The sequence below is a fragment of the Pseudomonas sp. TWI923 genome (genome assembly GCF_039673365.1).
GTDB lineage: Bacteria > Pseudomonadota > Gammaproteobacteria > Pseudomonadales > Pseudomonadaceae > Aquipseudomonas > Aquipseudomonas sichuanensis.
This window is the reverse complement of sequence record NZ_JBDJLM010000001.1, coordinates 74,993-88,851: the sequence shown is the minus strand read 5'-3', so window position 1 is coordinate 88,851 and position 13,859 is coordinate 74,993. Positions and strand designations below refer to the sequence as shown.

At 62.2% G+C, this 13,859-nt stretch carries 8 protein-coding genes; all 8 read right to left on the bottom strand.

The features are described from left to right. Window positions 1-124: 124 nt before the first annotated feature. Window positions 125-1,144, bottom strand: coding sequence for a flagellar motor switch protein FliG (fliG, locus tag ABE459_RS00405; protein WP_110991858.1), 1,020 nt, complete (start codon window positions 1,142-1,144; stop codon window positions 125-127). Then, a complete protein-coding gene (gene fliF / locus ABE459_RS00400; protein WP_125464973.1) occupies window positions 1,137-2,915 on the bottom strand; it encodes a flagellar basal-body MS-ring/collar protein FliF in 1,779 nt (592 codons plus the stop codon). Before fliF ends, fliG begins: the two co-directional genes overlap by 8 nt. 15 nt (window positions 2,916-2,930) lie before the next feature. Then, entirely contained in the window at window positions 2,931-3,263 is a 333-nt protein-coding gene (gene fliE / locus ABE459_RS00395) for a flagellar hook-basal body complex protein FliE (RefSeq protein WP_125464974.1), read from the bottom strand. A 106-nt stretch (window positions 3,264-3,369) separates the two neighbouring features. Further along, the gene (locus ABE459_RS00390) at window positions 3,370-4,740 is read right to left on the bottom strand and encodes a sigma-54 dependent transcriptional regulator (protein WP_323828334.1); all 1,371 of its coding nucleotides are present in this window, start codon (window positions 4,738-4,740) and stop codon (window positions 3,370-3,372) included. Beyond that, the gene (locus tag ABE459_RS00385; RefSeq protein ID WP_258704855.1) at window positions 4,740-5,957 is read right to left on the bottom strand and encodes an ATP-binding protein; all 1,218 of its coding nucleotides are present in this window, start codon (window positions 5,955-5,957) and stop codon (window positions 4,740-4,742) included. The genes ABE459_RS00390 and ABE459_RS00385 overlap by 1 nt, the downstream gene beginning before the upstream one ends. Before the next feature lie 246 nt (window positions 5,958-6,203). Then, a complete protein-coding gene (locus tag ABE459_RS00380; protein ID WP_346647849.1) occupies window positions 6,204-11,360 on the bottom strand; it encodes a glycosyltransferase in 5,157 nt (1,718 codons plus the stop codon). A 49-nt stretch (window positions 11,361-11,409) separates the two neighbouring features. After that, on the bottom strand, window positions 11,410-12,471 hold the full coding sequence (locus ABE459_RS00375; protein ID WP_323828336.1) for an NAD(P)-dependent oxidoreductase: 1,062 nt from the start codon (window positions 12,469-12,471) through the stop codon (window positions 11,410-11,412). A 62-nt stretch (window positions 12,472-12,533) separates the two neighbouring features. Next, on the bottom strand, window positions 12,534-13,853 hold the full coding sequence (locus tag ABE459_RS00370; RefSeq protein ID WP_323828338.1) for an FkbM family methyltransferase: 1,320 nt from the start codon (window positions 13,851-13,853) through the stop codon (window positions 12,534-12,536). Window positions 13,854-13,859 lie beyond the last annotated feature (6 nt).

The following is a 13,859-nucleotide window of genomic DNA, read 5'->3' as shown; positions in this document are numbered from 1 at the left end:
CCTTAACAGGTCCCTGTGGGAGCGGGCTTGACCCGCGATTGTGCCCGCCCTGGCAATCTCTTTCGCCGGCTCGGACGCCTCGCGGGGCAAGCCCGCTCCCACAGGGGCGGCGCCAGTCGGTGGCTTAGATCATTTCCTCGGCACCCTTGCCGCCCAGCACGATCTCGCCGGCCTCGGCCATGCGTCGGGCGATGGTGAGGATTTCCTTCTGCGCGGTCTCCACGTCGCTGACCCGTACCGGCCCTTTGGCCTCCAAGTCGTCGCGCAGCAGTTCCGAGGCGCGCTTGGACATGTTCTTGAACACCTTGTCCTTGACCCGCTCGTCGGCGCCCTTGAGCGATACCACCAGCACATCCGAGGACACCTCGCGCAACAGCGCCTGGATACCCCGGTCGTCGACATCGGCCAGGTTGTTGAAGACGAACATCAGGTCTTCGATCTGCTCCGACAGGTCGCTGTCGATCTCGCGGATCGCATCCATCAGCGCACCTTCCACCGAACTGTCGAGGAAGTTCATGATGTCGGCGGCACGCTTGATGCCGCCCAAGGTGGTGCGGGCAGCGTTGGAGTTGCCAGAGAACTGCTTCTCGAGAATCTGGTTGAGCTCTTTGAGCGCCGCAGGCTGCACGGTGTTGAGCGACGATACGCGCAGGACGATGTCGAGGCGCACCTTGTGGTCGAAGTTGCTCAGCACTTCGCCGGCCTGGTCGGGGTCGAGGTAGGCGACCACGATGGCCTGGATCTGCGGGTGCTCGAAGCGGATGACGTCGGCCACGGCACGCGGCTCCATCCACTTGAGGCTGTCCAGGCCGCTGGTGTTGCCACCGAGCAGGATGCGGTCGATCAGGCCATTGGCCTTGTCCTCACCCAGTGCCTGGTTGAGCATCTTGCGAATGTAGCCATCGGAGCCCACGCCCAGGCTGGTCTGGTCGCCGACGATCTCGACGAACTCGCTCATCACCTGCTCGACCTGCTCGCGGTGCACATTGCCCATTTGCGCCATGGCCACACCGACCCGCTGCACTTCCTTTGGCCCCATGTGGCGCAGGACCTGCGCGGCGTCGGTCTCGCCGAGCGACAGCAGGAGGATGGCCGCCTTGTCGACGCGGCTCAGCTTGGCGGTAACGGCTCGGTTGTCACTCATCGGCGTTGATCCACTCTTTCACGACCTGGGCCACGCGGCCCGGGTCTTCGGCCACCAGGCCTTTGATTGCGTTGAGCTGTGCCTCGTAACCCTCGCTAGGGCTCGGCAACAGAATGCTTGTCGGGCCACCCAGGCTGACGCGGTCGTTGGCCAGTTCGCCATCCAGACCGATCATGCCGCCCAGCTCCATGTCGCTGTCTGTGGCAGCCTGCTTGCCGCCACCGGTAATGTTGTTGAGCACCGGACGCAGCACGCCGAACACCAGGATCAGGATGAACACCACGCCCAGCACCTGCTTGACGATGTCCCAGAACCAGGGCTGCGAGTAGAACGGAATGTCCACCAGTTCGTCGCCACGGTCGGCGGCGAACGGCACGTTGATCACGGTGACACTGTCGCCACGGCTGGCATCGAAGCCCACCGCGTCCTGCACCAGGCGGGTGAAGCGCGCCAGGTCTTCAGCGCCCCAGGGCGTGCGGGTCATCTCGCCGCTGGCGGCGTCGATCTTGGCCTGGTCGTCCACCACCACCGCCACCGACAGGCGGGTCAGACGACCCTGCTGCTGACGGGTGTGGCTGATGGAACGGTCCAGCTCGAAGTTCTTGGTCGACTGTTGGCGCTTGTCGGACGGGTACGGCGCCAGCATCGGCTGGCCGGTGGCCGGGTCCATGATCTGCTGGCCGTTGGAATCCACCAGCGGCTGCCCGGGCTGGACGGCACCGGCGGGGGTTGCAGCAGTTTTGGCATTCTCAGGCGCACTGGCGCCGGCCGGCGGCTGGTTGCTCAGCGCACCCGGCACGCCTTGCGGGCCCTGGCTGCTGGCGCGCTGTTCGTTGACCGACTGCTCGCTGCGCAGCGCCGGCTGATCAGGGTTGAACTGCTCGGAGGTGGACTCGACGGCGCTGAAGTCGATGTCGGCAGACACTTCGGCCTTGTAGCGGTCGTTGCCCAGTACCGGCAGCAGGATGTTGTGCACGCGCTGGGTGAGCATGCCTTCCATGCGGCGGCTGTAGTCGAACTGCTTGCCGGCCATGGTCAGCGCGGTGTCCTGCAACTGGTCGGAGAGCAGGTTGCCCTTCTGGTCGACCACGGTCACCTGGGACTTGTCCAGTTCAGGAACGCTGGTGGCCACCAGGTTGACGATGGCCATTACCTGGCCGGCCTCCAGGGCGCGCCCCGGATACAGTTCGACCAGCACCGAAGCGCTTGGCTTGCGCTCGTCACGCACGAACACCGAGCTTTTCGGGATGGCCAGGTGCACGCGGGCAGCCTTGACGTTGTTGAGGCTGGACACGGTGCGCGCCAGTTCGCCTTCAAGGCCACGGCGGTAGCGGGTGGCCTCCATGAACTGGCTGGTACCCAGGCCCTGGTCCTTGTCGAGCAGCTCGAAGCCGACGTTGCCATCGCTTGGCGCCACGCCGGCGGCGGCAAGCTTCAGGCGCGCACGGGAGAGATCGTCGGCCTTGACCAACAGCGCGCCGGAATTCGGCTCCACGGTGTAGGGGATATCGGCAGAGGCCAGGGTGTCCATGACCTGCTTGGTGTCCATGCCCGCCAGGCTGCCGTACAGCGGCCGGTAGTCCGGCTGCTGCGACCAGAGCACCACGGCGAAGCCGATGGCCACGCTGGCGGCCAGGCCGACCAGCAGGCCGATCTGACGCAGCATGGGCATCTGCGAGATGTTTTCCAGGAACGACAGGCCGAACAGCGGCGGCTTGGCTGCTGGCGGGCCGCTTTTTGCGGGGGCGTTATCGACGACTGCTTCGGCCATGAATCAACTCTCGCCTTAAACCGGCATCTGCATGATGTCCTGGTACGCTTGCACCAGCTTGTTACGCACTTGGGTCAGCGCCTGGAACGACACGGAGGCCTTCTGCGAGGCGATCATCACATCGGTCAGGTCGACGCCGCTCTTGCCGATTTCGAAGGCGTTGGACAGTTGAGTGGAGGCCTGCTGGGTCTCGCTCACCTTGCCAATGGCCTGGCCGAGCATGTCGGCAAAAGTGCTTTGCCCAGGCGCCAGCTCAGGGGCGGCAGCCGCTTTGGGCATGGACATGGCATCGGCCTGCATGGCGCGCATGTCCAGCATCAGACGATTGAATTCAACACCTTGGGTCATGGACTTCTCTCTCCGGCGGCCGCATTTTTTTGACACTCATGCAGCGAATGGGCTGAAACTAGCAAGAGCAGTGCCAGCCAGCCCGCAAACGATTCAAAACAACGCTTCAGCCGAACAGGCTGGCCTCGACATCGAACCCGGCGTCACGCATCTGCGCCAGCTTGTAGCGCAGCGTACGCGGGCTGATGCCCAGACGTTCGGCGGCCTCCTTGCGACGCCCGCGCTCGGCGCGCAAGGTGTCGATGATCATCTGGAATTCGTGACGGCGCATGTCGCCCTCCAGTCCACCCGCCTCGGCGCCTGAATCCAGGCATGATGGCGCAATAGTGGCCTCGCTCGAAGGCGACAACGGAATGGCGCCAGCCAGACAGAAATCCGCCGCCTCGATCACGCCGCCCTGCTGCAGAATCAGTGCGCGCTGAATCGCGTTGTCCAGCTCACGCACGTTACCCGGCCAGGCATAGGCCTGCAGGCTAGCCTGCGCCTGGGCGGACAAGCGCACCTGGGCATGGCACATCTTGCGGGCATGGCGCGCCAGCAGGCGCTCGGCCAGCGGCACGATATCGGCTGGGCGCTCGCGCAGGGCCTGCCAGGCCATGGGGAATACCGACAGGCGATAGTAGAGGTCTTCGCGGAAGCGCCCCGCCGCCACCTCCCCTGCCAGATCACGGTTGGTCGTGGCGAGAATGCGGATATCCAGGGCGATGGGCTTGCGCCCGCCAACGCGTTCGACCTCGCGCTCCTGCAACACGCGCAGCAGCTTGGCCTGCAACGCCAGCGGCATTTCCGAAACTTCATCCAGCAGCAAGGTGCCGCCTTCGGCCTGCTCGAACTTTCCGGCCTGGGCAGCGATGGCGCCGGTGAAGGCACCCTTTTCATGACCGAACAGCGTGGCCTCGAGCATGTTGTCGGGGATGGCCGCGCAGTTGATCGCCACGAACGGCGCCTGTGCCCGTGGCGACTGCCGGTGGATGTAGCGTGCCAGCACTTCCTTGCCAGTGCCGGACTCGCCCGAGATCAGCACGGTCGAGTCGCTGCGCGCAACCCGCGCCGCCAACTCCAGCAACTGTCGGCTGGCCGGCTCGCATGCCACCGGGCCTTCATCATCAACCACACGCCCGGCAGCATGCCGCTCGACCAGGTTGAGCAACGCCTTGGGCTCGAACGGCTTGACCAGGTAATCGGATGCGCCCTGGCGCATCGCTTCGACGGCCCGCTCCACGGCAGCATGCGCAGTCATCAGCAACACGGGCAACTGTGGTTGCTGGCGGCGCAGCCTGGCCAACAACTGGTGCCCGTCCATACCCGGCATGTTCACATCGCTGACAACCAGGCTGAACACCTCTTTGAGCACCGCCTCCAACGCCTCTTCGCCACTGCCCACGGCCTGGTAGGCGAAGCCGCCGATTTCCAGGGTGTCGCACAGCGCCTGTCGCAGGACGCGATCATCCTCGACCAGCAGCACCTTGATTGCCATCACAAGGCCTCCGCCAGTTGCCCGTCGATCAACGGCAGCTCCACCCGCACGCAGGTACCACGGCCCACCTTCGAACGCAGTTGCAAACGCCCCTGATGGGCACGCACCACGGCCTTGACCACCGCCAGGCCAAGCCCGGTGCCAGCGGCTTTGGTGGTCAGGAACGGCTCGCCCAGGCGCGTCAGCAACTCGGCGTCGATACCGCAGCCTGCATCACTGACGCACAGGTGCAGCGACTGCTCGCGACGGTACAGATGCACCTTCAGACGCGCCGGCTCCTGGCTGGCCTGCAGGGCGTTTTCGATCAGGTTGAGCAAGGCGCCGACCAGGGTGTCACGGTTGCACAGCAACTCGCCCAGGTGGCTGTCGCACTGCCAGCGCACCGCATGCCCTTGCACATGGGCCTGCGCCGCCTGCTGCAGGGCCTGGAACAGCGCTTTAGGTGTGACCCTGTCACCCAGCGGCAGCTCGCCACGGGCGAACACCAGCATGTCGCGCACCTGGTGTTCCAGTTCGTGCAGCCGTTCCTTCAGGCTGCCCGCGAAGCGCTGGCGGGTTTGCGCGCTGAGGTCTTGCTCGCTATCGGCCAGGTGGCTGGCGTAAAGCATGGCCGCCGACAGCGGCGTACGGATCTGATGGGCCAGCGAGGCGACCATGCGCCCCAGTGACGACAGGCGTTCGTGGCGAGCCAGCTGGTCTTGCAGGCGACGGGTTTCAGTCAGGTCATTGAGCAGCACCAACTGGCCGGGTTCGGCATCCAGCGAGCGGGTAGCGATCGACAGGCGGCGGCCGTCGCGCAGCGAGACTTCATGGCCGTCGTCCTTGCGCGGGGCAAAGCTCCGGGCGATCACCTGGCGCCACAACTGGCCGATCAGTGGCTCGCCGAGCAGCTCGCAGGCGGCCGGGTTGGCATCGCGCACCAGGCCCTGGCCATCGATCACGATCACCCCGCCGGGCAACAGGTCCAGCAAGTTCTGCAGGCGGTTGGCCAGGCGTTCCTTTTCACTGAGTTCGTCGATGCGCTGGGCGCTGACCACGGCCAGTTCGCCCTTGAGTTCACTGACCCGGGCTTCAAGCATGCTGTAGGACTGGCTCAGCTGGCTGGACACCTGATTGAACAGGGCAAAGGCTTGCTCGATACCCTGGCGGCTGTCCTGCTCGACCGGGGTCCGCCCCTGCTGATCGGGGGCTCGGGTTACGTGGGCGGCCTGGGGCATCGTGCTCTCTCGCGTGGCTAACCGTCATAAAAACGGTATGTTGCCAGCGGTAAAGCAATAGCCGTGCCGGAGATAGGGATTTGCGGAGACTGCGCCGGCCTCTTCGCGGGTAAACCCGCTCCCACATGCGAGTACTGCGTTGTCCTTGTGGGAGCGGCGGTGCGCCGATGCGATTTACCCGCGAAGAGGCCGGAACAGGCTCACCGCCAGGCCCTCGCCGGAAAGGGCGAGGGCCTCAAGCCGGGTTCAGTCCGCCAGCCAGGCCTTGTGCCAATTGCTCAGGTTATCGCCTTCGAGCATCCAGCCACTCAGCACTGCATTGCGCAGTGCATCGCCCGCCTTGGCCGTGGCGTCCAGATCGCTGATGTGCATGCGGATGGCCTCAACCCAGCTACGGAAACGGTTCTTCACCAAAGTCACTGGCAAGTCGTTGTATCCCTGGTAGCAACGCAGGTCGCTGGCGATAACCGGGAAACCACAGGCGCCGTACTCCAGCAGGCGCAGGTTGCTCTTGCACTCGTTGAACAGGTTCTGCTCCACGGGCGCCAGGGCCAGGTCCAGATTCATTCTGGCCAGCGTCTGCGGGTAATTCTCAAGCGAAACACTCTCGTGGAACTCATGGATATAGGGCCGCAACTTATCCGGGCACATGCCGAAGAACACCCACTCCACCTCGTTGGCCAATTCCTTGACTACGTCGGCGATCACTTCCAGGTCGCCGGAGTGGCTCGCCCCACCCGCCCAGCCGACACGCGGCTTGCGCGACTGCCGGCGCTGGGCTTCGAGGCCTTTCCAGAAACGGCCATCCAAGGTGTTGTGCACCACCCGGATGTCGCCATGCAGACCAGCGAAGGCCTCGGCCAGCGGCTGCGTAGAGACGACGAAGCGGTCCACATACGCCAGGCCACGGCGCAGGGCGCGCAGAATATCCTTGGGCATGTCCGCCCTGTGCACGCTCTTCAGCGGCAGGTTAGGCAAATAGTCGTCCAGCTCGAAGACCTTGAACGCCCCTGAAAACGCGTGCATCCGGCGCATGTGCTCAATCTGCTGGTCGCCGATCTGGCGCTGCAGCACGATACTGTCCGGCTGGAAACGCTCAAGTTCAGCTGGCGTCAGGTGAGCCCAGGACAGCTGCCCCTCGGCCAGCCCCTCGCGCTTGAGCGCATCGAGCGGCTGGATCACCCGGTAATTGCCACACCCGCCTTCATCCGCCGCATGGGCCAGGATCGTCGGCAGCGGCTTCCAGGACGACAACGGTCGCCAGCTCAGCTCGGCGCACTCCAGGCCGAAGCCATTGGCGCACGACAGCGAGAAGTTCGGGTTGTAGAACGGATCTCGCGCCAGTGCAGGTAGCCAGCGGGCATACAAGGCGTCTTCTTCCTCGGCGCTGGCCGGCGTTGCGGCATCCTCGCTGAGCAGCATCTGCACACGCGGCGTCCAGACGTTCAGGTAGCCGGCACGGTGCAGACGCAGGCACAGGTCGACATCGGTCCAACGCTGCAGCTCAGGCGTCTCGTCGAAACCGCCCAGCTCCTGGAACAGGCCTTTGTTCACCAGCAGGCACTTGCCGCTCACCGCCACATAGTTCTGGTCGATCTGCAGGCGCTGCATATAGCCAGGAGCATCCATCGGCTGACCGGCAAAGGCTTCGCCAACCGGGCCGTTCAGGCCGAGCACGAAACCGGCATGGCTGATGGTCGCCTCCCCCGCTACCAGCTTGGCCCCCACTACGCCGACTTCTTGGCGCATGCCGTGGTTGAGCATCTGCTGCAACCAATCGCTATCGAGTACGGCAGCGCCTTCGTCCAGCCACAGCAGGAAGTCACCACGGGCCTGCGCGGCGGCCTGGTTGCGCATGCGCGCCGGTGCCGTCCCGGCAGGGAAACGTATGCAACGAATGCTATCGACACCGAGCTGGGCAACGCCGTCGAGCCAGCCGTTCACCGCAGGGCCGGCATCATTCGACGCCAGCAGAAGCACCTCGTAGTTGCGATGGGTGCTCTTCTCCAGAATGGTTTCCATGCAACGCTGCGCCCGCTCCGGGCTGTTGCCCTGGAGCAGGATCAGGATGCTGACCGATACGTCGCCGGAGGCGCCGTAGTCGAGGTCATAACGCCCGGGCAAACGAGACTCGACGCGAGCCTGGGCAAAACCGCGCGCATGCAGATGACGCAGGATCACCCCGCGCTCATCCGGGCAGTCGCGTAGCGACGGGGCATTGCTGATCAACAACGGTTCGCTGATATGCCCCAGCCCCTCGAAACCGGCCGACTCGATCAGGCGCAGGATGTAATCCAGTTCGATAGCCTGGCCCGCCTCCTGACGGAAGCCACCCATCTCCAACCACACCTGACGGTTGAACAGCCAGTGGCGCGACATGCTGGCCGGCAGACTTAGCAGCAGATCAAGATTCAGATCAGGACGCAGCGCAGCGCCAATTTCCGCGCCACCGGCACGCAGCGCTTCATCACCGTAAACTGCCCGACAGCCTGGCGCTGCCAACAGATCAAGCGCGGCAATCAGCAAGCCGCTCGCAGTGAACTCACTCCCCGCCTCTACCAGCATGAACCAGTCGAACTCACCTGCCTGAACCACCTGGTTGAGCTGATCGCTCAGACTGGCATCAGTCAGACGCAGGCAATGCAGTTCGTTCTGCAGCCCGGTCGAGGGTGCCTCCCCTGCTGTCAACGCGATGATTTTCACTGTGGCATAGAGGCAGTTATCGCGACTCAGGCTTTGCACGGAGGCATTCAATGCATCCAAGCGGCCATCAGCGTCCAGCACGATGACCCCGATCACCGGACCGCCCTGATGCGCTTGCAGACGATGTTCGATCACACGGCTCTGCATGGCATCCGGAACGCGTTCGTCCAGCCAGTCCTGCAGTGTCGCTGCCTTGGGCTTTCCACTCAAATGCTCCAGCATTTGCTGGCGCCCGCGCTTGATTTCTTCGCTACCGTTGTCGCAATGGCGTGCATACAACTCGCGGTAAAGCGCGGGGTAATCTTTGAGTGCCTGTTCCGAACGCCGTGCAGGTGCACTGACATCCCGGCGCATGCGCACTTCCACTGTCTCGCAATGAATATGGTGGAATGCGCTGCGAGCGCTCAAGCGCATGAGGAAATCCCAATCCTCCAAACCTGCCAGCGATTCGTCGAAGTCGCCCACCGCAAGGGCAAGCACACGTGGGCAGGCAAAGGTGTTGACCGGGATGTAGTTGTTAACCAGCAAACGCTCCCTGGAGTACGCCTCGTGGGGATAGCGTTGCTCACGCGCCACCTCGCTGCGCTTGCCCGCCGCTATCGTTTCCTCAACGAACACTGCATCCGTATAAACCACGGTGTCGGGGTGCTCAGCCAGGGCTGTAGCCAATGTTTCAAGGTGGTCAGGCAGATACAGGTCGTCATCGTCCAGATAGACGACATACCGGCCACGGGCTAATCGCAAGGCGCTATTACGGGCAGCGGCTGGGCCGCGGTTACGGCCTTGGCGGATATAGGTGACAGGAAAATCGTACTCAGTCAGCAGCGATTCGACCGGGGTGCCGTTGTCATTGACCAGGATGACTTCGAAGTCCTTGAAGGACTGCCGGCCAATACTGTTCAGCGCATCCCTGAGCAGTTCGGGACGGTTGAAGGTGGTGACAATGATGGAGAACATCGCTCGCTCAGCGTCTTCAGCCAAGGCTTCCAGACGCCCGCACAGCTGCCGTACCCGTTTGCCCAACGCAGTCCCCTGCTCGCGCGGATAAAGCGTCAGCCTGCGCTTGAGATGCGCGGCAACCTCACGCTCATAGCCTTGCAGGCGCCCCTCGTTGCCCCGTTCGAATACGCCCTCGAGAATACAGGTATGCCCTTCCAGCGGTGCCGAGGAAACATAGAACTCATGGGAGTGCTGCGCCGCATGAACGCGATAGCTCACACCCGGCACGGTGGTGAAGACGAAGTCAGGGAACAACTCCCCAAGCTGAACCATGAGCTGCCAGTCACCCGATCCACGAATTCTGACATCACGGCGCCACGCCTTGAAAAAAGCGTCCCGGCGAATGATGGCCGCAGAGGGGGTGATATAGCTGTCGTAAATCAGAAGGTCCGCAACTTCATTACGCCCGCCACTGTAATCTTCGCTGCGATGGCCGGGGTGGCTAGGCCCTTCTACGGCATCGCCCTGCTCATCAACCCAACAGATTGGGCTGTAACCCAGGGCATGCTTCGCATTGCTTTCCAGAATGGGGAGCAGGCGCATGACATGACCGGGATTCATATAGTCGTCGGCCATGAACAAGACTATGTATTTGCCCTTGGCGACCCAAAAGCCATTCTGAGAACTGTTGCCGGCCCCGAAATTTCGTCGGTTGCGCATATAGCGCACCCGCGCATCAGACGAAAACTCGGCCATGACCGATTGCGTGTTGTCCGTCGAAGCATTGTCCACAACCAGGACTTCAATACCCTCGACACCCTGATCCAATACAGACCGTACCGCCTGCCCCAAATACCGACCATAGTTGTAGGCCGGAATAACGACGCTCAGCAACGGCGCAACACCACGCACCTCAGAGGCGTCCAGCGCAATGCCCGACGTCAGCGCATTGATCCAGAAATCGACGGTGTAAGGATAAATTCGCTCATCCGGCCGAGCACTGCCCTGCATGAGAAACGAGCGCAGGCGACTCGCCAGTGCCTCGTATTCCGCCCATGCCATGCCATCTAGGTAGGCGAACAAGTCTGCCCTATTGCTAAATGCACTGCCGTCTACATAGCAATCACGCGGAAACCACTCTGGCAGCGAAGTGGCTGCGGTATGCACAGGCACGGTGCCCGACAACAGGCAAGACTGCCACTGAGGGGACAACCAATCAGCTAATTCAGGCTCATGATCGCAAAGCGCGAAGTGCGCCCGCTGCAACTCGATATCGTCGCGCCCAAGCACACAGGCCTTACCGTTGAAAGCAGGGCGCGGGTCCAATTCAGCAAGCGGCAGTTCCAGCGGCTGATTGAGTCGCACCAGGTGCTGGCCTGTGAAAGCCTCTTTGGCAGGTAAAAAGACTCTGTCGAACTGCTCGCACAACTGCGCGTCATCCACCGAGCTCTCTAGCCGCATCAGATAGCGACGCGTACCGGAGGATAAAGTCAGCTCCCCCGTACCTGCATAAGCCAGCTCGATCAGCAGCACACTGTCATGGTGACCGGCGACGTCCGATGCAGCAATTCGTTCGAAGACAAGGCCGTTGCCGTTGCCATAGGCCTGCAACGGGCCGAGAGGAAACAGGGCCTGCAGCTTCTGCCATTGCTCATCGCTGATGAGGAATGGCTTTTGCTCCTGCCCCAGCTGAACCCCGGCGATACCCACTCGCCAAGGCGCACCCTGGCAACTACCGCCTGCAATTGAGGCCCAATCCATCACGCATCCCCTCTTTAACGGCCTCGCTCACACGCAGCCTCGTTGAAATTCAAATGCCATAACCCATGGATTTCGCCCAGACAGCCATGCTGTCGATCGACTGATCCAGGGTGGTCCAGACATCCAGCCCCACCCCGCGGGCCTGGTTGATATCCGGTACATAAAACGAAGGAGCCGTACCCTCGGTACGCCCCATGATCAACACCTGTTTTCCTGGTGCCACTCGCGCGACAACGCGATGTGCCAGATCAGCAATGCTGATCGCCTGATCGGAGCCCACGTTGTAGGCTTCGCCGGCTTTGCCGTTCACCAGCAACGCCAGCAGCCAGGCGGCCAAATCTGCACCGTGCAAGTAACTGCGGACTGCGGTGCCACAAGAGCGGATCACGACCTGATCCGCACACAGGGCATCACGAACAAAGTTGCCAATGGCAAAATGGCCATCGAGCGGCAGGCCTGGCCCGGAAAAGGCAAAGCAACGCGCCATGATTACGTCAATGCCGTGAGTCTGTGCATAAATCGCGCCCAAGGTTTCCTGTGCCCGCTTACCTTCGGCATAGGCACTCCCTGCGCTGTTGCTGGCACAAGCGCCAGTGAAGCCTTCGGCGACCCCGGGGCCCTGATCTGCACCTGCCCGCAAAGCCCCATACTGTGCACCCGAGCCTGTCAGGAGCACGCGGGCCTGAGTACGCACCGCCAAGTCGAATACCCGGCGCGCACCGGTGACGATGGTGTCGAAGATTTCCAACGGCTTGCCATGAGCCGCCGAGGACGTCTCGGTTGCCGCATGAATGATCAGGCTCACAGGCTGCCCCGCAACGCCCTGCAGCTCACGCACGTCACCACTGACCCAATGCAGCCAGGCGCAATCACGGTAACCGGGCTGTGCATCGAGAAAACGCGATGGGTTGCGTGACAGTACCGTGACCGTCACCCCTGCGCCTTGCTGGTTCAGTTGTTGAAACAACGCCAACAACCACAAGCCAAAAAAACCTGTACCGCCGGTGACCAACACATGCTGCCCAGCCAGCGCCTTGTGCAAACCCAAGGTGGAGGGAATGGCCTGCAACGCGCTGCTGATAATGGGTGATTGCAAGGAAAAACTAGGCATGGGCGTCAGGGACTCATGGATATCTGAAACGAGGGGTGGAAATGCCGCCGCAGCCCACTGCCCTAATAGAAATACAAGGTGATGTCTTCCAGGATGTCCGCGTATAGACGCATGCCCACTCTGTAGTCACCGCGGATGGACTGCACTTCATCCATCAAGCACCAATAATCGTCGGAACGATGGTAGGCACAGACAGCCAACACGGGCTTGTCGCGCTCGATGATCGTACGCGCCCCCCGCAAGGCAGAGGCTTCCATGCCCTCGATGTCGAGCTTGAACAAGCCAACTTTGCCCGGCACCACGGCATCCAGCGGCACGCCCTGTATGAAAGAGGTGATGTTTGCGGGCACATCACTGCTCAACTCGCCGGCAATGTCATAGGTCAACTCAGGCTGATAGACCGCTCGGCTGGGCACTTCGTCCAGCCCCATGTTGAACAGCCAGACATCAGGGCGATTGGCGACACTCTTGAGCGCTTCGTAGTACGCCGGTAATTCGGGCTCGAACAGCCAAGCCTGCTCGACCGGCCCAAAATGTTTCTCCAGGCGATGCAGGGTATCGCCCGCTGCTGCACCGGCGTCGACAAAGCGCGCCGCTTGTTCTGGCCGTACAAATACCTTGTCGAAATACTCTTCATCCCAAGGCGACTTGGCCTGTTCTGCACAGGCGATCGACAGGCGAATTCGCATGCCGATCAACGCATCAAAAACCTGGCGTGACGGCTCATCGTCCAGGCACAGGAACGCAGAGATGAAGCGCCAAGGGTCACGCAACGGCGCTTCGACAAAACTTGAAAATTGCTCGCTACCCAAGCCCGGCCCCGGGCCATCAAGTGCGTACAGAAACTCATGCATGTTGACCAGGCGAATCCCCGGCACCTGGCTCAATTGCCTGGAAATGGCGTTGCCATGCCGGCCACTGGCAATAACGACGACGGCGTTCTCAAGTGAAAGACTGGAAGGATGAGAGATCGAAAGCCCTTCCAATGAACCTCCGTCCTTGGCGCGGTCATTGTCGATAAATCCTTTGACCTCAAGATTCAGCAATTGCGCGTGACGTGCCAAGCGCAAACCGACCTTGAAGGCGCCAAAGATATAGAACCCCTCATTCAGCCAGTCGCATGCCTGGCGCTTGAACGCCGCCAAATCGGCCAGGCCGGCCTGCGAGTCCAGCAAGCGCTTGATATTGGGGTAGTCATCAAGGCGCGATAGCGCCTGCAGCCTTGATGGCTGCCTGACCACGATATGGTCTTGAGCATCACGCAGAAGCGCATCCGACCAGCAAACCGGCACACGCTGGCCTGACGCAAGTGCGAAGGAATAGATGCCACCTTTCTGCATCTTGGAAAAATCGGCACCGCACAAGGACAAGCCAGCATTCATCTTATT